General features: G+C 71.2%; 17 protein-coding genes. 5 read left to right on the top strand and 12 right to left on the bottom strand.

Annotated elements, in window-relative coordinates:
• Nucleotides 1–152 precede the first annotated feature (152 nt).
• The 3 genes from UA74_RS33515 to UA74_RS12670 all read right to left on the bottom strand — a co-directional run bounded on the left by UA74_RS33515 (nucleotide 153) and on the right by UA74_RS12670 (nucleotide 5,167).
• A complete protein-coding gene (locus UA74_RS33515) occupies nucleotides 153–1,613 on the bottom strand; it encodes an SDR family oxidoreductase (RefSeq protein WP_232237734.1) in 1,461 nt (486 codons plus the stop codon).
• A gap of 90 nt (nucleotides 1,614–1,703) precedes the next feature.
• On the bottom strand, nucleotides 1,704–2,648 hold the full coding sequence (locus UA74_RS12675; protein WP_198043003.1) for an alpha/beta hydrolase: 945 nt from the start codon (nucleotides 2,646–2,648) through the stop codon (nucleotides 1,704–1,706).
• A gap of 20 nt (nucleotides 2,649–2,668) precedes the next feature.
• Nucleotides 2,669–5,167, bottom strand: a complete 2,499-nt coding sequence (locus tag UA74_RS12670) for a glycosyl hydrolase family 95 catalytic domain-containing protein (RefSeq protein WP_075764408.1) — start codon at nucleotides 5,165–5,167, stop codon at nucleotides 2,669–2,671.
• Nucleotides 5,168–5,415: 248 nt separating this feature from the next.
• On the opposite strand from UA74_RS12670, the gene UA74_RS12665 reads away from it, so the two are divergent.
• Both UA74_RS12665 and UA74_RS12660 read left to right on the top strand, forming a co-directional pair.
• Nucleotides 5,416–6,645 carry a lycopene cyclase family protein gene (locus UA74_RS12665; protein ID WP_232237732.1) on the top strand — a complete coding sequence of 410 codons (1,230 nt, stop codon included), beginning with the start codon at nucleotides 5,416–5,418 and terminating at the stop codon, nucleotides 6,643–6,645.
• A gap of 68 nt (nucleotides 6,646–6,713) precedes the next feature.
• On the top strand, nucleotides 6,714–8,450 hold the full coding sequence (locus UA74_RS12660; protein WP_075740421.1) for a GGDEF domain-containing protein: 1,737 nt from the start codon (nucleotides 6,714–6,716) through the stop codon (nucleotides 8,448–8,450).
• Between the two features lie 182 nt (nucleotides 8,451–8,632).
• Here the strand turns inward: UA74_RS12660 and UA74_RS12655 are convergent, their stop codons facing one another.
• A complete protein-coding gene (locus UA74_RS12655; protein ID WP_232237731.1) occupies nucleotides 8,633–9,031 on the bottom strand; it encodes a hypothetical protein in 399 nt (132 codons plus the stop codon).
• Between the two features lie 141 nt (nucleotides 9,032–9,172).
• Here UA74_RS12655 and UA74_RS12650 point away from each other — a divergent pair, with 141 nt between their 5' ends.
• Entirely contained in the window at nucleotides 9,173–10,051 is an 879-nt protein-coding gene (locus tag UA74_RS12650; RefSeq protein WP_075743737.1) for a helix-turn-helix domain-containing protein, read from the top strand.
• Nucleotides 10,052–10,147: 96 nt separating this feature from the next.
• Nucleotides 10,148–10,282 (top strand): DUF397 domain-containing protein, encoded by a 135-nt coding sequence (locus tag UA74_RS33510; RefSeq protein ID WP_232237837.1) that lies wholly within the window; start codon nucleotides 10,148–10,150, stop codon nucleotides 10,280–10,282.
• A gap of 128 nt (nucleotides 10,283–10,410) precedes the next feature.
• Here UA74_RS33510 and UA74_RS12640 read toward each other — a convergent pair whose 3' ends face one another.
• The 8 genes from UA74_RS12640 to UA74_RS12605 form a co-directional block, all read right to left on the bottom strand.
• The gene (locus UA74_RS12640; protein WP_083683160.1) at nucleotides 10,411–10,830 is read right to left on the bottom strand and encodes a metal-sulfur cluster assembly factor; all 420 of its coding nucleotides are present in this window, start codon (nucleotides 10,828–10,830) and stop codon (nucleotides 10,411–10,413) included.
• Entirely contained in the window at nucleotides 10,827–11,288 is a 462-nt protein-coding gene (gene sufU, locus UA74_RS12635; RefSeq protein WP_075740419.1) for a Fe-S cluster assembly sulfur transfer protein SufU, read from the bottom strand. Before sufU ends, UA74_RS12640 begins: the two co-directional genes overlap by 4 nt.
• Before the next feature lies 1 nt (nucleotide 11,289).
• The gene (locus tag UA74_RS12630) at nucleotides 11,290–12,600 is read right to left on the bottom strand and encodes a cysteine desulfurase (protein ID WP_075740418.1); all 1,311 of its coding nucleotides are present in this window, start codon (nucleotides 12,598–12,600) and stop codon (nucleotides 11,290–11,292) included.
• Between the two features lie 130 nt (nucleotides 12,601–12,730).
• Nucleotides 12,731–13,501: a Fe-S cluster assembly ATPase SufC gene (gene sufC, locus UA74_RS12625; protein WP_075740417.1), complete on the bottom strand. Its 771-nt coding sequence runs from the start codon at nucleotides 13,499–13,501 to the stop codon at nucleotides 12,731–12,733.
• 63 nt (nucleotides 13,502–13,564) lie between these two features.
• A complete protein-coding gene (locus tag UA74_RS12620; RefSeq protein ID WP_075740416.1) occupies nucleotides 13,565–13,900 on the bottom strand; it encodes a non-heme iron oxygenase ferredoxin subunit in 336 nt (111 codons plus the stop codon).
• Entirely contained in the window at nucleotides 13,897–15,093 is a 1,197-nt protein-coding gene (gene sufD, locus UA74_RS12615; RefSeq protein ID WP_083683159.1) for a Fe-S cluster assembly protein SufD, read from the bottom strand. The genes UA74_RS12620 and sufD overlap by 4 nt, the downstream gene beginning before the upstream one ends.
• A gap of 1 nt (nucleotide 15,094) precedes the next feature.
• A complete protein-coding gene (gene sufB, locus UA74_RS12610) occupies nucleotides 15,095–16,564 on the bottom strand; it encodes a Fe-S cluster assembly protein SufB (protein WP_075740415.1) in 1,470 nt (489 codons plus the stop codon).
• Nucleotides 16,561–17,523 carry a helix-turn-helix transcriptional regulator gene (locus tag UA74_RS12605; protein WP_318533297.1) on the bottom strand — a complete coding sequence of 321 codons (963 nt, stop codon included), beginning with the start codon at nucleotides 17,521–17,523 and terminating at the stop codon, nucleotides 16,561–16,563. The genes sufB and UA74_RS12605 overlap by 4 nt, the downstream gene beginning before the upstream one ends.
• Nucleotides 17,524–17,932: 409 nt before the next feature.
• Here UA74_RS12605 and mptB point away from each other — a divergent pair, with 409 nt between their 5' ends.
• On the top strand, nucleotides 17,933–19,615 hold the full coding sequence (mptB, locus tag UA74_RS12600) for a polyprenol phosphomannose-dependent alpha 1,6 mannosyltransferase MptB (protein ID WP_198043098.1): 1,683 nt from the start codon (nucleotides 17,933–17,935) through the stop codon (nucleotides 19,613–19,615).

Raw genomic sequence — 19,615 nt, 5'->3', positions numbered from 1 at the left:
GCGGCGACGCCGGGGAACGACGGCATCGCGAGCCGGCGGTGCGCGGACTCCGGTGCGAGCTCGCGTTCGCCCGCGAGTCGGCGGCCGAGCCCGCCGCCCGAGTTCCGCCCCGAGGTCACGGGCGCGCTGCCGTGTCACCGCGATGCCGAGCGTCAGGCCAGAGTGTTCCCGCCGTTGACCGCGATGCGCTGACCGGTGATGAAGCCCGCCTCCACCGAGGCGAGATGGGCGACGGCGGCGCCGACCTCCTCGACCAGGCCGAACCGCCCCACCGGGACCCGCTCAAGGTAGGCACGGCCCGACTCCTCGGTCACGGTGCCGTGCCGCTCGGTCGGAATCCAGCCGGGGGCGACCAGGTTGACGGTGATGCCGTGGGGCGCGAGCTCGCGCGCCCAGGAGCGGGTCAGACCCAGCTGGGCGGCCTTCGCCGCGACATAGGCGGAGGACTCGGGCACGCCGAGCTCGACCACCTCCGACCCGATGTTGACGATGCGACCGTGGCCGCGCTTCCGCATTTCGGGAATGACCTCCTTGACCAGCAGCAGCGGGCTCTTGGCGAAGAACTCCAGCTGGTCGAGCATGTCCCGCCAGGTCAGGTCCTCGACCTTGACGGCGGGCTGTGCACCGGTGGCGTTGAGGACCAGCACGTCCACCGCACCCAACCTCTTCCGCACTGCACGGCACAGATCGGCGACCTGGGTCTCGTCGGTGACGTCGGCACGGAAGATCTCCGCCGTCCCGCCTGCGGCGCCAATCCGACGCCGGACCTCCTGAGCACCCGCCTCGTCGCGAACGAAGTTGATCGCCACGGCCAGGCCTCGACGGGCCAGCGCCTCGGCGATCGCCGCGCCGAGGCCCCGCGAGGCACCGGTCACCATGGCGACCCTCGCCTCGGGTGCGACGTCGCGGGCGTGGACGTCCAGCGGGCCCGGCGGGTGGTCTGCGCCGCCGCCGAGCTCGGTGGCGGCAGGCCGCGCCTCGGGGTCGGCGGTGGAGTTCTCGGCGGCCCCGGCATCGCTGTCGGGCGCGGTCTCCGTCGCTGACCCGGAACTCGATTCGCCGACGACCTCGACATCGGTCCCTGTGCCGTGTTTGATCTCGGGGCTCGCCCCGGCTGCGGTGGCGGTCGTCGGCTGGGAAGCGACGAGGCCGGCCCGCGACCCCGACGTCACCTCCGGTGCACTCGGGCCGCCGCTCGCAGACCCGGCGGCGGCCCTCCGCAGGGCCTCGGCGACGCGGGCGTCGTTCTCGGCATCGGTCGTCATGGTCGCGGCGGGGTCGACGTCCGCCGACTGTCCGGCCGTCGTCTCGTCGCGGTCCGCCCGCGGAGCGGCGGGCTCGGGGAGCAGCAGGCTGTTCGACACGGTCTTGGCGCCCGGCGGCGTCCTGGTCCCCGTGGCGGTCCTGGCGCCTGCCGAGGTCCGCCCGCCCGCCGCCGTCCGGTGCCCGACGGTGGAGCGATGACCCGATCGCCTCGCCGACGCCTCCTCGACGGGCGCGGTGAGCGGCTCAGAACTGTCGGCACCCGATGCTGCCTGCACAGTGGAACCTAAGCCGGGCTCCGCCCGTTTCCGATCGCGTCCGCCCCAACGCAGCATGCCTGACAGCCCCATGACCACAGGATGACGTTCGTGACGGCGAAGATCCATCGATCTTCGCCGTCAGCTGAACCACACTCCGGCGCAGGACGGCCGCGTCGCCGGTCAGGCCCGCGTCAGCGGGTGGAGAGCCTGGTGGAGCGTCTCGCCGTACTCGCGCAGCGCGCGGCGAGACACCCCGGCATCGGGCACGCACACGTCGAAGCCGTGGAAGGTGCCGGGGAACAGGTGGAACTCGGTGGGAACCCCGGCCTCGGTCAGCCGTCCGGCGTACTCGACGGCCTCGTCGCGCAGCGGATCGGCGTCGGCGGCGGTGAGATACGCCGCAGGCAGTCCGCGGAGGTCCTCGGCGCGCGCAGGCGCGGCGTACGGGGGAACGTCGCCGCTCCACCCCGAGAGGTAGTGCCGCCACATCTGCTCGAGCGCGGGCGAGTCGAAGACGGGGACGCCTGCGAGCCCGGTGCTGGAGGGCGTGCGACGGCGATCGTCGAGCACGGGCTGGATCAGGAGTTGGAAGACCAGGGCAGGCCCGTCGTGGTCCCGAGCCCACAGGGCCACCCCGGCGGCCAGCCCCGCACCCGCGCTGCTGCCGCCCACCGCGATGCGTGTCGGGTCCCAGCCGTGCTCCGGCGCCGCCGCCACGACCCAGTCGAGCACGGCGAGGCAGTCCTGGAGTCCCGCCGGATAGGGATGTTCGGGCGCCAGCCGGTAGTCGACCGACACGACGACGCACTCCCCGGCGGCCGCCAGGCGCGTGCACCAGCTGTCGCTGCCGTCGAGGTCGCCGAGCATGAACGCCCCGCCGTGAATCCACAGCAGCACCGGGGCGTCGGCGCCCACCGAGTCCGGGACGTAGATCCGTACCGGCACCTCGGGCGCGCCCGCCCCGCCCGGCACAGTGCGATCGTGCCGGGGGATCTCCGGCAGCTCCGTCAAGCCGAGCAGGGTCCCCTGCCGCGCCCGCTCCCGATCGCGTCCTCGGGCCGCAGCCGCGTCCGACAGGTCGTCGGCCGGGCGCAGCGCGGCCTGTTCGACGAGTTCGACGTCCATCTCTCGATTCCTTCTCTCATTCATCGGGCTTCGTGCTCGGTCGAGTGTGAGAGTGGCCCCGCCTCGGTCAGCGTGATCGACATCGTCTCGGCCGTCGTCGTCACCAGGTGCGCGCAGGGATCGTCGGTCGGTTCGATGCGGCCGCCTGCGACGCTCAGCCTGCCGATGCGGGGCAGCACGAGCCGCAGGGACGCCTCGGGCGGGCCGGACACCCTGGCCTCGACTCGGCCGGGCGCCCAGTGCAGCCGCTCGACCGTGGTTCCGCCCCGCCCCCGCAGCCCTCGGACGGTGCCGGTGGGCCAGGCGGCCGGCAGCGCGGGCAGCAGCGACAGCAGTCCCGGCGAGGACCGCACCAGCATCGCCGCGACGACGGCCGGCAGTCCGCCGCTGACGTCCACATTGAACAGTCGGTCGACGTCGTGGGTGGAGGCGAGGTTGGGCCACCAGTAGTCGCCGGTGAGCCGGGTGACGATGTCGTGGGCGTGCTCGGCCAGCCCGAGCTGCGCGGCGGCCAGGCCGAGCTGCACCAGGCCGAAGGCCATGTCCCCCGCGTCGCCCGCCTCCCCGGTACGCCAGGCCAGCCTGCGTTCGATCGTCACCCGGGCCGCAGTCCGCAACGCCGGGTCGACGAACGCGGGGTCCGACTCGAACCACAGTGGATAGAGCTGCGAGGCGTGTCGATGCGCGTGGTTCTCGTCCTGCCCCGGCGCGATCCACTCCGCGAGCGAGCCGTCGTCGGCGATCCGATAAGCGGGCAGCCGGGCCAGCAGAGCACTCCACCGCCGCACCCGGTCCGGCGGCACCGCCGCCGGGGCGTGCTCGGCCGCCGAGATGAGGTTCCGCAACAGGCAGGCGACGGCGGCGACGTCCATGGTCGCGTCGACACAGGCCTGCGAGCCGGTGTTGGCCGGGTGGTTCTCCGGGGAGTAGGAGGGCACGAAGCTCAGCGGGGCGGCCCCGGCCTGCTCGCCGTCGGGTCGGTCGCCGCTCGCGCCGTGCAGCAGCTCGGCGTAGAAGTCGGCCGCCTCGGTCATGAAGGGCAGCGCCCTGGTGATCAGGAACTCCCGGTCGCCGGTGTAGAGCCAGTAGTCGTGGTAGTAACGGGCGGCCCAGGCGGCGCCCGCCGTCCAGAAGGTCAGGCAGAACTCGGCGGAGAAGTGGTTGTGCAGGCCGTGCGTCGGGCTCGTCCTCGGCGGCAGCAGGATGCCTGCCGCGCCGTACAGGCGGCGGGCGTTGTGCCGGAAATCGGCCAGGTGCGCCTCCAGCAGGTCGAAGAACGGCAACAGCAGCTCGGCGTTCCCGGTGACGAGCAGGCAGGCCAGCGCGCTCTGCACGTTGCCGTCCAAGGTCCAGTCACTCGACCACGCAGGCTCCCAGTCGCCCTGCCACACGCCCTGCAGCGTCGGCGGCAGCAGGCCGGTGCTGGAGATGATGTTGTGCCGCCCCGCGTCGAAGGCCAGCTGAATCAGGGCCGTGGAGCCCCGCTCGGCCAACAGTTCCTCGACGGTCCGAGGTGCGGTGAGCGGATCGCCCAGTTCCAGCCGGACCGTGTCGAACAGGGCGGCGTGTCTACGGGCGTGCGCGGCCAGCAGCGCCTCGGCGTCGGCGGGTAGGTCAGCCAGCGGCGGCGCGGCGGGCGCGACCGGGACGGCGGGCTCCCCCTCGTGGTCGACCGTCAGACGCAGCAGTACGAGCAGCTCGGTCGCGTCGACGAAGCGCAGGGTCTCGCCGTCGATCTCTGCGGTGCCGCCGGTCCGGATCACTCTGGCCTCGGCGCGGACGCCTCGTACTCCGCCAGGAAAAGAGTCCAGGAAGGTCATCGCGTAGGTCAGCTCGACGGCGGCGCCGCCCGGGGCGGTCTGCTCGCCGCCTGCCCCGGCGGCCATCGGGCGTTCAGGAGCCGGGCGCGCCGACCGACGCACCCGCGAGGGCGGCACCCCGTCTCCTGCGGGCACGGTCAGCGCCACCGCTCCGGTCAGCCGAGCACCGTCGACCGCGCGCAGCCGGAACACCACGACGTCGGCGTCTCGGGAGACGAAGGCCGAGCGGTCGCGGCCCGCCCAGCGGGTGCTGGTCAGTCCGGAACCGAAGTCGACGTCGTGCCGAGGTCCGTCGTCCGCCGCCGCCCGCACGCCGTCGGCGCGGGTGTCGGCAGGCGGGGTGTCGATCGACAGGGTGACGCCGGGGACGAGCGGGTCGGTGAAGTGCAGCGCACGGTAGCCCTCCTCGCGGGCGATCCGCTCCACCCGCTCGGCGGCCTGCTGCGGCCTGCCGTCCAGGATCAGTGCCCGCAGTTCGGGCAGCACGGCGGCGGTGTCCGGGGGGTCCCTCGGCGGATGGACGGGTCGGAACAGCCGCTCGTGCGTGACGGTGAGGCGATGCTCGTGCGCCGAGCCGAACATCGCAGCGCCCTGCACACCGTTTCCGCTGATCAGGCCCCGCTCCCAGTGGTCGGCCCTCGTGACGCCGGAGAATCCGCTGCGACTTGGGCGGGCGGACGCCGACGGCTGCTGTCTCATGAGTCCTCCTGGCCGCGCCGAGCTGCGCCGCGTCGCCTGCTGCGCGGCCGACGCGGTCTCTGGTCAGAAGACTTGCCTGCGCCGCAGGGCGTGTCCAGGCCCTACCGCGCCGCCGACTGCGGGTTCGACCGATTCCGGCCGACCACCGCCGACGACGACCGAGAAGGCGGCGGGCGGCCGGGACGGCGGCGGAGACCCGCGGCGGGACTGCGACGGCGACAAGGCAGGAGGCCGGGTCCGTTCGTCGTGTGACAGAGATCCCTGGTAGGCATGGGAACGTGGTCGATGTCCTCATCGCGGGAGCCGGTCCGGCGGGACTGGCGCTGGCCTGCGCCTGCGTGGACGCCGGGCTCTCGGTGACGGTCGCCGACCCGGCCGGCGATCGGCCGTGGCGGGCCAGCTACGGCCTGTGGCGCGACGAGCTGCCCGGCCTGCCCGATCACCTCGTGGCGGCGCGGGCGAGCACCGCCGTGGTCGTCACCGACGCCCGCCGCCGACTCGACGACCGCGAGTACTGCGTACTGGACAACCTCGCGCTGCGTGCGGAGCTGGCTCGACCCGAGATCACGCTGCGGCGCGGGCGGGTGCGCGGGGTCGAGCACCACCCCCACGGATCGACCATCGGCCTGTCCGACGGGACGAGCATCGAGGCAGGTCTCCTCGTCGACGCGACGGGCACCCGCGCCAGGGCAGGCGGCCCGACCTCGGCGCAGACGGCCTTCGGGCTCGTCTTGCCCGCCGCCGCCACCCGCGGCTACCTCGGGCCGGGCGAGGCGATGTTCATGGACTGGCGCGCGCCGAGCCCGGCCGAGACGGCAGGATCGCCGCCGAGCTTCTGTTACGCCGTGCCGCTGGGCGCCGACGAGGTGCTGATCGAGGAGACCTGTCTGGCAGGCAGGCCCGCCGCGTCGATCGGCGAACTCCGCACGCGGCTGGCCACCCGCCTGGCCGGACACGGCGTGGACGTCGGAAGGGCACACCGGCAGGAACGGGTCTGGATCGACCTCGATCGCAGCCCCCGCAGGCCCCGCCGCGTCCTGAGCTTCGGCGCGGCGGCGGGGCTCGGACATCCCGCGACCGGCTACGGCCTGGCCGCCGCACTGCGGCTGGCCCCGGCGACGGCTGCCGCGCTGGCAACGCACCGCACGCACGGACCTGCGGCGGCGGTGAAAGCCGCGCATCGGGCCTCGTGGCCCGTTCAGGCGAGTCTGGTGCACGCCCTGCGGCGCTATGGTCTGAAGGCGCTGCTCACTCTCGACCAGGACGAGTGCGCCGCGTTCTTCACCGCGTTCTTCCGGCTGCCCTCGGAGCTGCGCGCCGCGTACCTCTCCGATCGGGAGGACACGGTGGCCACCTCGCGGGCGATGATCGCACTGCTGTCGTTGGTACCAGCGCCGACGCGGTGGCGGTTGATCAGCGGCGGACGATCGGCGATGACGCCCCGCCGCAGCCTGGGCGCGCAGCGCCACGCAGTGTGATCGAACATACAGCCCGGGAACGAGAGAACATCTCGTCCTGGGTTCCGCACAGGGAGGAGCATGGCCAGGTGACTGCGCCGCCGCAGAACGTGCGCTTCGCCTTTCAGCCGCTGGTCAATCTCGCCACCGGCGGAATCGTCGCGCTTGAAGCCCTGCCCCGGCCACACGGGGGCGAGATGCGCGAACTGTTCCGTCAGGCCGTCGCGGCCCGCAGGCTCACCGAACTCGACGTCGAGTTGGCGGTGGGCGCCGCCTCGGCGGCAGCGGCAGGCGGTACCCGACTGCCGCTGCACCTCAATGTGCTCGCCGGGACCGTCGCCTACGACCAGGAGCGGTTCGACCAGCTGGACGCGACGCTGGCCGAGGCGGGCAGGCCGACGCACCAGGTCACCCTGGAGATCGGCGCGCCGTTCTACCGGCTGGACCCGGAAGCCCTCTTACAGGGGTTGGGCAGGCTCCGGGATCGCGGCTACCGACTGGCGCTCGACGGACTCGGCCAAGGTGATGCGTCGCTCCAGCTCGTCACCGCCGGTGCGATCGACATGCTCAAGCTCGATCCGACGCTGACCGCCGATCTCGGGGCCGTGCCGCAGCGAGCCGCGTTCCTGGAGTCGATGGCGTCCTTCGCCGAGCGAGCAGGCCTGCAGCTGGTCGCCCAGGGCGTCGAGAACGAGGACCAGCTCACCCGGCTGCGCTCGGGCGGCATCGCCCTCGTCCAAGGCGACCTGATCGCCCCGGCCTCCCGCAGACCGATGTCGCAGCTGGCGGTGACCTCGGTGCTGTCGGAGCTCACCCAGGTCCAGGCGCCCCGGATCGCGGCCCGCTCGGCCGGACCCCGGATCACCGACTTCCTCCAGCCCGCGGTGCCGCTGCCCACCACCGCGACCGCCGAGGAGGTGCGCGTCGTCTTCGCCGACCATCCCGACAGCACCAGCGTCGTGCTGCTCGACGGGACGGGCCGACCCCACCGACTGGTCGACCGCAACCGCTTCCTGCTGGCCGTCACCGGTCCGTACGGGCACGCGCTGCACGCGCGACGGGAGGCGTTGCGGCTCGCGGAGGAGCCGAAGCTGGTGGGCACGCACAACACCGTGGTGGAGGCGCTGGACCTGGTCGCCGACTCCGGGCCGGACCAGATGTACGTCGACCTCGTGGTGGTCGACGAGGCCGGCCGCTGCCTCGGCGTCGTCCGGGCCGGTGACCTCTTCCGGGGCGTCGCCGAGCTGAAGGTGGAGCAGGCCGCCACGCTGAACCCGCTGACCCGGCTGCCCGGCACCGACACGGTCGCCGTGGAGATCGATCAGCGACTCCTGGACGGCGACGCGTTCACCGTGAGCTGGCTGGACATCGACGGCTTCAAGGCAGTGAACGACACGGTCGGCTTCGCGGCGGGCGACGAGCTGATCCGCTCGCTGGGCAGGCACCTGACCGACCTCGCCGCGTCGATGCCCGGAGTGATCGTCGGCCACGTCGGCGGCGACGACTTCCTGGTGGTCTGCGAACTCGACCAGCTCATGCCGCTGGGCGCGGAGGTGCTGGACGCCCGGCGGCAGGCCGAGGACGTGGTGGTCACGGTGTCGCTGGCCTCGCTGGTGTGCGCGCCGGGGACGGTGGTCGATCACTACGACGCCTCCCGACGCCTGTCGCCGCTGAAGGCGCGAGCGAAGCGGCTGCTCGGGACCAGCTGGGTGGTGGGCCGGTCGACCTCCGACCAGGTCGACGAGCTGCGCGGCACGGCGCCGCCGGTCGCCCCGCAGGGCACACCACGGGCCCAGACCCCGTCCCGCAGGCGCGCGATCGGCTGAGGAACGAGCGCGGTCCGCTCCGCCGGCGTCGCAACCTGCCGGGCGACCGCCGAGGGCAGGCAGGGCAACACGGTCGCCACCGCAGAGATCGGCGCACAGTGCGGAGGCGCAGCCCGCTCGGTGTGGTGGAGAGGCCGAGCGGGCCTTCGCTCGATCTGTCTCGGTCGGATGCCGCCGGTAAGTCAGGCGGCACCAGGTTCGTCGTGTTCATCGTTCTCGTCGGACTCGTCACCCTCGTCCAGAGCCGTGGCCCTGGCAGGGTCGTGCCAGACGATGCGCGCGTCGATGTGATCCTCTGCGCTCCGGAAGCCGAGCAGCGCGTTCTCCGGCCTGGCGAGGATCATGCGACACGTCCGGTCGGCGGAGACGAGTTCGGCATGGTCGGGAAAGGCGAAACCCCAGGCGGCGATCCGCGCATCGGCACGCTCGCCGTACTCCTCGACGACGGCGAACAATCGCGGAGCCTCGTCGGCGACGATCTCAGCGAGGATCTCGGCGAAGGTCTCCTCGTCGCACAGGGGTGACGGGGTGCCGGGGGAAGACTGATCGTCTCGGCGCGGTGCAGTGGCGGGAGTCGTCATTCATGCTCTCCTTTTTGATCTTGCCGACGTCCTACGGGATGCCCACCCAAGGAACGCGAGCGGTAGTTAGCAGTATGGTTAGACGTCTAACGGTCCGAAATCCCCAGGATGGGTGTGTGGGCCTGCCAGCCTCACGGCACGATGAAGCCCGTTCGCGGGCAGAGAGGTACTGAAGTGGTCGGTCGTGGTGATCCATCACCGCTGCGGTGGTTGATCGGTGTCGAGCTTGCGCGTTTTCGGAATGCACACCGGCTGGCGTTGAGCGAGGTCAGCGCTCGACTACAGATGTCACGTGCGAAGGTCGGGCATCTAGAGACCGGACATCAACAACAATCCCCTGACGACATCGCGGCCGTGCTGAAGCTTTACGGTGCCGAGCAGCGTGACATCGACCGACTGACCTCTTTGGCGGGCCGGGCTGACGATGCGACGTGGTGGGCGGCATGGGCGAACCTCGTGCCCGACTGGCTGAAGACCTTTGTCGGCTTGGAAGGACTGGCCGCGCGGGAGTTCGTCTTCGAACCGTTGATCATTCCTGGTCTCTTGCAGACCGAGGCGTATGCGGAGATCGTCACGGCGGGCACTCCCCGGGTGCGTGCCGACCACGGCGAACGATTCGTGGGCTTCCGTATGGCGCGGGCGCGCCGCCTCAGCGAAGGCGACCATCCACTCCATCTGCACGCTGTGATCGGGGAAGCTGCTCTGCGCCTGCGAGTGGGCACTGCCGAGGTGCGTCGTGATCAGCTGAGTCATCTCGTACGGATGGCGGAGCTGCCCAACGTGACCATCCAGGTCCTCCGGCCAGAAGACGGGCTGCACACCGCGATGACCGGCCAGTTCGTGGTCTTGGACTTCGACGAGGCGCGGTCTATCGCCTACGCGGAGCTGCATGACGGTTCCGTCTACGTTCAAGATCCCGACCAGGTGCGCTCCTATAGCCTGGTGGCAGAGAACTTGCAGCGTGTCGCGCTCGGCCCCACCCAGTCGTCGACGCTGATCAAGTCGATGACCGAGGCCTAGGGACTCAAGCGGAGGAGAGCCATGCACACGTCAGCTCAAGCGAGTGGTGGCTGGCGGACGTCCAGCCGGAGCGCGAACAACGGCACCTGCGTCGAGTTGGCCTGCTTAGGGACCACCCACGCGATCCGCGACAGCAAGTCGCCAGACACCGGAACACTGTCCTTGACGTCCGTCCAGTCCGCTGACTTCTTCGCTGCGGTCAAGGCCGGCGTCTTCGACAGACGTCGCTGAGAAATCACGAGAGACGAACGGCCGGGTCCGGGCCCCAGGACAATACTGCGGCCGGACCCGATCGGGTCCGGCCGCAGTGGGTGACGACTCCCCCGGAGTCATCACCTGCCCCGAGACGGGGTCTCTCCTCAGACGGTGAAGCCAAGCGCGCGCAGCTGCTCGCGGCCCTCGTCGGTGATCTTCTCCGGGCCCCACGGCGGCATCCACACCCAGTTGATGCGGATGTCGTCCACGAGCCCGCCACCGGGGCCGCCGGTGAGCGCCGCCCTGGTCTGGTCCTCGATGACGTCGGTCAACGGGCACGCCGCCGAGGTCAACGTCATGTCCAGGGTCGCCACGTTGGCCTCGTCGACCGTCACGCCGTACACCAGGCCGAGGTCGACGACGTTGATGCCGAGCTCGGGGTCGACCACGTCGCGCATGGCCTCCTCGATGTCCTCGACCTCCGGCTTGTCCGCACGGGGAGCAGGCGGCTCGGGGAGTCCCTCGACCCCGCGCTGCACCTGCTCGGCCTCCTGGCCGGGATTCTGGTCTGCCACGCTGGTCATGCTGTCCTCACCTCGTCGACGACGCGGCTCACCGCGTCCTTGAACGCCATCCAGCCCAGCAGCGCGCACTTGACCCGCGCCGGGTATCTCGCCACCCCGGCGAAGGCGATGCCGTCGCCGAGGACGTCCTCGTCAGGTTCCACCTTGCCACGTCCCTGCATCAACTCCAGGAACGCCTCGGAGACCGTCAGGACCTCGGGCAGGGGGCGGCCGACGACGAGGTCGGTCAGCACCGAGGTCGAGGCCTGGCTGATCGAGCAGCCCTGTCCCTCGTAGGAGACGTCGAGGACGGTCGCGGCCGGGTCGTGGGCGGACAGGGCGACCCGCAGAGTCACCTCGTCGCCGCACATGGGGTTGACCTGGTGCGACTCGGCGTCGAACGGCTCCCGCAGGCCGTGGCCGTGCGGGCGCTTGTAGTGATCCAGGATGATCTCCTGGTACATCTGGTCGAGCTGCATGTCAGGCCACCCCCGCAGGCGACGTCAACCCGCCCGAGTCGACACCGAAGAACCGGCGGGCCTCTCGGACGCCCGCTACCAGCGCGTCGACGTCGGACAGGTCGTTGTACAGGTAGAAGCTGGCCCGCACGGTGGCGGGAACCGCCAGCCTGCGATGCAGCGGCCACGCGCAGTGATGTCCGACCCGCACCGCGACACCGAGGCTGTCCAGCACCTGCCCGGCGTCATGGGGGTGGATGTCGGCGATGGTGAAGGACACCGCCCCGCCCCGGTCGACGGTGTCGGTCGGCCCGACGATCCGCACGCCCGGCACCTCGCCGAGGCCTGCCAGCGCGGCCTCGGTCAGCGTCCGCTCGTGATCGGCGATGCGGTCCATCCCGACCACCCGCAGATAGTCCACGGCCGCGCCCAGCGCCACCGCCTGCGAGGTCATCGGCACGCCCGCCTCGAACCGCTGCGGCGGCGCGGCGAAGGTGGAGGCCTCCATGCGGACGGTCTCGATCATCGAGCCGCCGGTCAGGAACGGGGGCAGCACCGCCAGCAGCGCTCGCCTGCCGTACAGGACGCCGACCCCGGACGGACCGAGCATCTTGTGCCCGCTGAACACGGCGAAGTCCACGTCCAGCGCGCGCAGGTCGATCGGCGCGTGCGGCACGGACTGACAGGCGTCCAGCACGGTGAGCGCACCCACCCGGCGCGCCAGTGCCACCAGCTCCGCCACCGGGTTCACCGTGCCCAGCACGTTGGACTGGTGGGTGAAGGCGACGACCTTGGTCCGCTCGGTGATCACCGTGTCGGCGGCGGACAGGTCGAGCCTGCCCTCGTCGGTGACGCCGAACCACTTCAGCGTCGCACCGGTCCTGGCACAGAGCTGCTGCCAGGGCAGCAGATTGGCGTGGTGCTCCATCTCGGTCACCACGACCTCGTCGCCGGGACCGAGTCGGAACCGCTCGGCCGCAGGCCCCGCCGTCGCCGCGTTGCCCATCGCGTAGGCGACGAGGTTGACGCCCTCGGTGGCGTTCTTGGTGAACACCACCTCGTCGTCGGCGACGCCGACGAACGCGGCGATGCGCGCCCTGGCCGACTCGTAGGCGTCGGTGGCCTCCTCCGCGAGCTGGTGCGCGCCTCGGTGCACCGCCGCGTTGGAGGTCTCCAGGAACGCCCGTTCCGCGTCGAGCACCTGCCGGGGCCGTTGCGAGGTGGCGCCCGAGTCGAGGTAGACCAGCGGCTTCCCGTCCCGCACCGTCCTGGCGAGGATCGGGAAGTCAGCCTTGATGCTCGCGATGTCCAGCGGTGTCGCCGTGGTCGCCATGGCCGCCGCCTCCTTCTGTGTCACGATCCTCGCCCGTCTCCCTCGCCTGCCGTCCAGCCGGTCGTCGACCTCCGCTCGCGATGACGTCGTCCGCAGCGGACGAGGACGGCGGAGGCCGAGGACAGCGGCATCAGACGGCGGCGGTCTCCTTGCTGCCGGTGAACCGCACGTAGCCGTCCCGCTCCAGCTGGTCGGCCAGCTCGGCGCCGCCCGACTCCACGATGCGACCGCCCGCGAACACGTGCACGTGGTCGGGGGCGATGTGCTTGAGGATGCGGGTGTAGTGGGTGATCAGCAGAACGCCCCGGTCACCGGTCGCGGTGTAGCGGTTGACGCCGTCGGAGACGACGCGCAGCGCGTCGACGTCCAGGCCGGAGTCGGTCTCGTCGAGGATCGCGAACTTCGGCTTCAGCAGGTCGAGCTGGAGGATCTCGTGACGCTTCTTCTCACCGCCGGAGAAGCCCTCGTTCACGCTGCGCTCGGCGAAGGACGGCTCGATGTCGAGGTCCGTCATCGCCTGCTTGACCTCCTTGACCCAGTGCCGGATCTTGGGGGCCTCGCCCCGGACCGCCGTGGCGGCCGAGCGGAGGAAGTTCGACATCGACACGCCGGGGACCTCGACCGGGTACTGCATGGCCAGGAAGAGGCCTGCGCGTGCCCGCTCGTCGACGGTCATCTCCAGCACCTCCTCGCCGTCGAGCAGCACCGAACCCGAGGTGACCTGGTACTTCGGGTGGCCCGCGACGGCGTAGGCGAGGGTGGACTTGCCGGAGCCGTTCGGACCCATGATCGCGTGGGTCTCGCCCGCGCGCACCGTCAGGTCGACGCCCTTGAGAATCTCCTTGGGCTCGTCGTCGGTGGACACCGAGACGTGCAGATCCTTGATTTCCAGAGTGGCCATCGGTCTTCGTTCTCCTGGTCTCGCGGTGAAGTCTGGGAAGGGTCCGAGCGGACGGCGCGGCAATCAGCCCGCGACCCGGACTGCCGGGTCGACATGGACCCAGCCCTCATTGATCTCGGCCGGGAACACCGCCACCGGATCGGTGGCGGGCAGGCCGGTCGGCGCCCCGGTGCGCAGGTGGAAGCAGGAGCCGTGCAGCCAGCACTCCAGGGCGAGCCCGCCGCGCCGGGTGACCAGCTCTCCCTCGGAGAGCGCCACCTCGGCGTGGGAGCACACGTCGTGCAGTGCATGCACCTGCTCGCCGTCCCTCACCAGGACGACGGGGACGCCGTCGGCCTGGACGCGAACGGGGGTCCGCTCGGCCAGGCCTGCCGCCTCGCACACCGGGGTCATCGTCATGTGCCGACCGCCGCCAGCTCGGCCTCGATCGCCGCCTCCAGCCGCTCCCGGACCTCCGGAACGGCGATCTTCTGGAGGATCTCGCCGAAGAAGCCTCGGACGACGAGCCTGCGGGCCACGTCGACCGGGATGCCCCTGGCCTGGAGGTAGAACAGCTGCTCGTCGTCGAACCGACCGGTGGCGCTGGCGTGGCCCGCGCCCTGGATCTCCCCGGTCTCGATCTCCAGGTTGGGCACCGAGTCGGCGCGGGCACCGTCGGTGAGGATCAGGTTGCGGTTCAACTCGAAGGTCTCGGTCGCCTCGGCCGCCGCCCGGATCAGCACGTCGCCGATCCACACGGTGTGCGCGCCCTCGCCCTGCAGAGCGCCCTTGTAGACCACGTTGCTGCGGCAGTTGGGCACCGCGTGGTCCACCAGGAGCCGGTGCTCCAGGTGCTGCTCGGCATCGGCGAAGTACAGCCCCAGCAGCTCGGCGTCGCCGCCCCGCTCCCGGTAGGTGACGGTGGACGCGATGCGCACCAGGTCGCCGCCCAGCGTGACCGCGAAGTGGCGCAGCGTGGCGTCGCGGCCCAGTGCGGCGTGCTGCGAGCCGACGTGGACGGCGTCGGCCGCCCAGTCGTGCACGGTGACGACGACCAGGCGCGCGGAGTCGCCGAGCACGATCTCCACGTTGTCGGCCAGCGCACCGGAGCCCCGGTAGTCCAGCACGATCGTGGCGTCGGCGAAGGCCTCGGCCCGCAGCTGCACGTGCCCGTAGGCGGACCGGCCCTCGCCGGGCCCGGTCACCGTGACGGTGATCGGGTCGGCGGGACGCGCGTCCCGGGGAACCGTGACCAGCGTGGCCTCGGCGAATCCAGACCAGGCCTGCGCGGCCACCCGGTCGGCGGGCACCCCGCCGTCGCCCAGGCGAGAGTCGGAGCGGTCCACGGTCTCCACCGTCACCGGCGCCTCGGCCGTGACCTCGACGGTGATGCGGCCGTCGGCCGTCGCCGATCCGTCGTGCAGGCCCGCGAGCCTGCGCAGCGGGGTGAACCGCCAGTCCTCTTCGCGACCGCCGGGGACCTCGAAGGCGGCCACGTCGTAGGAGGTGAAGCGCTCGCCCCTGGAGGACTGCGGGATCACCGGTCCACCGTGCGAGTGGCCCTTGCCCGCGACGCCCGGGGTGACGTCCGTGGTGTCAGTAGGTGTCGCCATCTCAGCCGACGGCCCCTTCCATCTGCAGCTCGATCAGGCGGTTGAGTTCCAGCGCGTACTCCATGGGCAGCTCGCGCGCGATGGGCTCGACGAACCCGCGCACCACCATGGCCATCGCCTCGTCCTCGGTGAGACCGCGCGACATCAGGTAGAAGAGCTGCTCGTCGCTGACCTTGGACACGGTCGCCTCGTGCCCCATCGCCACGTCGTCCTCGCGGACGTCGACGTAGGGATAGGTGTCGGAGCGACTGATCGTGTCGACCAGCAGCGCGTCGCACTTGACGGTGGACTTGGAGTGGTGCGCGCCCTTGTTCACCCGCACCAGACCTCGGTAGGAGGTCCGGCCGCCGCCCCTGGCCACCGACTTGGAGACGATGGTGGAGGAGGTGTGCGGGGCGAGGTGGGTCATCTTGGCGCCCGCGTCCTGGTGCTGGCCCTCGCCGGCGAACGCGATCGAGAGCACCTCGCCCTTGGCGTGCTCGCCCATCAGGTAGACCGACGGGTACTTCATCGTGACCTTGGACCCGATGTTGCCGTCGATCCACTCCATGGTCGCGCCCTCTTCGGCCTTCGCGCGCTTGGTGACCAGGTTGTAGACGTTGTTCGACCAGTTCTGGATGGTCGTGTAGCGACAACGACCACCCTTCTTCACGATGATCTCCACGACCGCCGAGTGCAGCGAGTCGGAGCTGTAGATCGGCGCCGTGCAGCCCTCGACGTAGTGCACGTAGGCACCCTCGTCGACGATGATCAGCGTCCGCTCGAACTGGCCCATGTTCTCGGTGTTGATCCGGAAGTAGGCCTGCAGCGGGATGTCGACCTGCACGCCCTTCGGCACGTAGATGAAGGAGCCGCCGGACCAGACCGCCGCGTTCAACGCGGAGAACTTGTTGTCTCCGGCGGGGATCACCGAGCCGAAGTACTCCTTGAACAGCTCGGGGTGCTCCCGCAGACCGGTGTCGGTGTCCAGGAAGATGACGCCCTGCTCTTCCAGGTCCTCCCGGATCTTGTGGTAGACGACCTCGGACTCGTACTGAGCCGCGACACCGGCGACCAGCCGCTGCTTCTCCGCCTCCGGGATGCCCAGCCGGTCATAGGTGTTCTTGATGTCGGCAGGCAGGTCTTCCCAGCTGGTGGCCTGCTTCTCCGTGGAACGCACGAAGTACTTGATCGCGTCGAAGTTGATGCCGGAGAGGTCGGCGCCCCAGTTCGGCATCGGCTTGCGATCGAACAGGCTCAGACCCTTGAGACGGGTCTGGAGCATCCAGTCCGGCTCGCTCTTCTTGCCCGAGATGTCGCGGACCACGTCCTCGTTCAGACCTCGACGAGCACTGGTGCCTGCGGCATCGGAGTCGGCCCAGCCGTACTCGTAGGTGCCCAGCGTGGCCAGCGTCTCCTCCTGGGTCAGCGGCTGCTGGCCCGTGGCGGTCGGCGCAGTGGTGGGTGTTCGCTGCTCGGCAGCGGCAGTCATGCGGGTTCCCCTCCATCCGGATTCGGGGCTGTCTGAACTGGTGTCGCGGGAGCGGGCACCAGACGGGTGGGTGATCCGCCGGACTGTTCCGGCCGATCGGTGTGCTCCGACGCTCGGTCGACGAGCGGGACGTGCGTGGTGCACGCCGCGTCACCGCGAGCGATGGTGGCCAGTCGCTGAACGTGGGTGCCGAGCAGGTCGGCGAACAACGCCGTCTCGGCCTCGCAGAGCTGCGGGAACTCCGCCGCGACATGCGCCACGGGACAGTGATGCTGGCAGAGCTGCTCCCCTGACCCGACGCGACGAGTCGAGGAAGCGTAACCCTCACGGGTGAGCGCCTCGGCGAGAGCTTCGGCGCGCGTCGCGGGGTCGGGTGCGGCGGACACCGCTCCCCGATGCCGGTCGACCAGCTCGGTCACCCGTTGCCGGGCGAAGGCCGTCACGGCCTGTTCCCCGACGTGTTCGGCGAGGAACCGCAGCGCGGCCACCGCCAGGTCGTCGTAGGCGTGACCGAATCGAGTGCGTCCCGCCTCGGTGAGCAGGTAGAGCCGGGCAGGCCGCCCTCGGCCGCGCGGACCTCGGGGAGCCTGCCGCGTGCAGGCCTGACCGTCGGCGATCATCGCGTCCAGGTGTCGGCGCACCGCCGCCTGCCCCAGGCCCAGTTCCTCGGCGATGGCGGCGGCGGTGGCGGGCCCGTGTTCGAGAAGCAGCCTGGCCACGGTGTGACGAGTCCGGCCCTCGGAGAAGGACACGGGCGTCGCCGGGGTCTGAGCAGGCGAGGCCCCCGACGGCAGGTCGCCCGGCGGCTCCTGGCTGCCTGCGGCCCCCAGTCTGGACGACCCCGCATCGGACGACCCCGCGGCCGACGACTCGGACGGCCCCGCAGGCCCGCCCGCCGCCGTCATCTCGGAGGCGCCCCCGGCCGGAACCGACCGCGCGCGCTGGACCGCGCCGGGCACCGGGATAGGGTGCTCGGCGTCGTTCGCAGCCCCAGCGGGCGACCCGACGAATTCCACAACGCGAATGTTACCTAATTCGCCAGGGCGATCAACCAGCAGGTCCTCCGGGGTGAGTGTCGTCACGGCGCCGCCGTGCTCCGCGTGCTGCCCGCCGCCGCGCTGCGACCGACCGGCCCCTGCACTCCCCCGCGTCACTCGGTGCACGGCCGTCGGCAGACTCCACGAGGGTTTCCCCAGGCGGCGACGAGATCGATCTTGCCGCCCCCGGCGCAGCGGGTTCCGCACCAGGCGCGCGCCACGACGAATCCCGACCCGCATCGAGAATCACCGGCGCATTTCCGACGCGCCGAGGAACTTGCCCCATCCGGCATCCGCGAACACTGCGTCACGGCTACCCTTCTGCCCCGTGATGTCGGGCGAGGCGATCGGCGGTCGGGCGATCAGCAGAGGTTCAGACGACGAGGAGCAGGCGACCGACTCGCCGACGACATCCGCCGCCGCTCCGGCGAAGGCGGCGGACCGGCGCTCCGGCGTGGACTCGACCGGAGACGGCACGACCCCCGCCGACCCCGCGCAGACCGACTGCCCCGCCGGACCACCGGGATCGCTGGACGCGAGCGAGCACCGCAGCCTGGACGCGGTTCGTCGCTTCGGCACCGTCGCCGCGCTGCTGATGGCCGTCGGTGCGCTCGGGGCGGGCGCCGCCCCGGTGATCAACCCTGTCTCCGGCGTCCGCTTCCTCGGGCTGCTGTCGCGGATGCCGACCGTCGCACTCGCGATCACCTACACCGGGATGCTCATGCTGGTGGCGTCCTGGCTGTGGCTGGGCAGACTCGCCAGACCGGGCCGGGAGCGCCTGCTGTCCAGAAGCCAGATGGACCGCACGCTGGTGATGTGGACGCTGCCCTTCGTCGTGGCGCCGCCGATGTTCAGCCGCGACGTCTACAGCTACCTGGCACAGAGCGAGATCGCGGCGCGCGGCATGGACCCCTACGAGCTGGGACCGGCCACCGCACTGGGGGTCGACGACCCGCTGACCAGGGGCGTCACCAACATCTGGCGGGAGACTCCCGCGCCCTACCAGCCGCTGTTCCTGTTCCTGTCCCGTGGCATCACGGCGATCGCCTCGGACAACGTCGTCGCGGGCATCCTGCTGCACCGCGTACTCGCTTTGGCGGGCTTCGCCTTGATCGTCTGGGCGCTGCCCCGGCTGGCCCGCCGCTGCGGAGTGCAGCCGGTCTACGCGCTCTGGCTCGGCGCCGCCAACCCGTTGCTGCTGTTCCACCTGGTCAGCGGCATCCACAACGAGGCGCTCATGATCGGGCTGATGATGGCCGGCCTGGAGATCGCCCTGTCTCGCTCGGTCTGGGTCGGCGCGGTGCTGATCTCACTGGCTGCCATGATCAAACTCCCTGCGGTGCTGGCGCTGGGCTTCCTCGGCGCGATCATCGCGCGCCGCAACGGCGGCCGGATACCGGACCTGCTGCGCATCGCCACCGGCTTCACCGCCGTGTTCGTCATCGTCACGGTCGGGGTGTCGATGGGCAGCACCCTGGGCTTCGGCTGGATCGAGGCGCTGAGCGTGCCCGGCTCGGTGCGCAGCTGGCTGTCCCCGGTGACCGCCGTCAGCCAGACCAGTGCCGGGCTGGGCATCCTGCTCGGCGTCGGCGACCACACGGACGCGGTGATCTCCCTCGCACGGGCCATCGGCTACAGCCTCGCGGCGACGATCTGCGCCCGGCTGCTCTGGTCGGCCTTCCGGGGCCGGATCGAGCCGTTGGCCGGGCTGGGCGCGGGGCTGGGCTCGGTGGTGCTCCTCGGCCCGGTGCTGCACCCCTGGTACCTGCTCTGGGCGGCGATCCCGCTCGCCGCGTCGAGCACTCGACTGCGGTTCCGGCTCACCGCCACCGCGTACTCCGCCGTGGTGGCGCTGCTGGTGTTCCCCACCGGGTCCGGGTTCGACAGTCGCACCTATGTGGTGGCCCAGGCGCTCCTCGCCGCCGTCGCGGTCTTCCTGCCTGCGATGTTCGCGATGCGAAAGCGGATTCCTCGGCGTGAGCCGCTGCTGCATCCGGCGGCACCACCCCATTGA

The sequence above is a fragment of the Actinoalloteichus fjordicus genome, assembly GCF_001941625.1.
Taxonomy (GTDB): Bacteria; Actinomycetota; Actinomycetes; order Mycobacteriales; family Pseudonocardiaceae; genus Actinoalloteichus_A; species Actinoalloteichus_A fjordicus.
This window is presented reverse-complemented; position numbering and strand designations above follow the sequence as displayed.

Bases quoted from the DNA above. Each gene is read 5' to 3' on its own strand.
- UA74_RS33515 (WP_232237734.1), bottom strand. From the start codon at position 1,613: ATGGGGCTGTCAGGCATGCTGCGTTGGGGCGGACGCGATCGGAAACGG.
- UA74_RS12675 (WP_198043003.1), bottom strand. From the start codon at position 2,648: ATGGACGTCGAACTCGTCGAACAGGCCGCGCTGCGCCCGGCCGACGAC.
- UA74_RS12670 (WP_075764408.1), bottom strand. From the start codon at position 5,167: ATGAGACAGCAGCCGTCGGCGTCCGCCCGCCCAAGTCGCAGCGGATTC.
- UA74_RS12655 (WP_232237731.1), bottom strand. From the start codon at position 9,031: ATGACGACTCCCGCCACTGCACCGCGCCGAGACGATCAGTCTTCCCCC.
- UA74_RS12650 (WP_075743737.1), top strand. From the start codon at position 9,173: ATGAAGCCCGTTCGCGGGCAGAGAGGTACTGAAGTGGTCGGTCGTGGT.
- UA74_RS12640 (WP_083683160.1), bottom strand. From the start codon at position 10,830: ATGACCAGCGTGGCAGACCAGAATCCCGGCCAGGAGGCCGAGCAGGTG.
- sufU (WP_075740419.1), bottom strand. From the start codon at position 11,288: ATGCAGCTCGACCAGATGTACCAGGAGATCATCCTGGATCACTACAAG.
- UA74_RS12630 (WP_075740418.1), bottom strand. From the start codon at position 12,600: ATGGCGACCACGGCGACACCGCTGGACATCGCGAGCATCAAGGCTGAC.
- sufC (WP_075740417.1), bottom strand. From the start codon at position 13,501: ATGGCCACTCTGGAAATCAAGGATCTGCACGTCTCGGTGTCCACCGAC.
- UA74_RS12620 (WP_075740416.1), bottom strand. From the start codon at position 13,900: ATGACGATGACCCCGGTGTGCGAGGCGGCAGGCCTGGCCGAGCGGACC.
- sufD (WP_083683159.1), bottom strand. From the start codon at position 15,093: ATGGCGACACCTACTGACACCACGGACGTCACCCCGGGCGTCGCGGGC.
- sufB (WP_075740415.1), bottom strand. From the start codon at position 16,564: ATGACTGCCGCTGCCGAGCAGCGAACACCCACCACTGCGCCGACCGCC.
- mptB (WP_198043098.1), top strand. From the start codon at position 17,933: ATGTCGGGCGAGGCGATCGGCGGTCGGGCGATCAGCAGAGGTTCAGAC.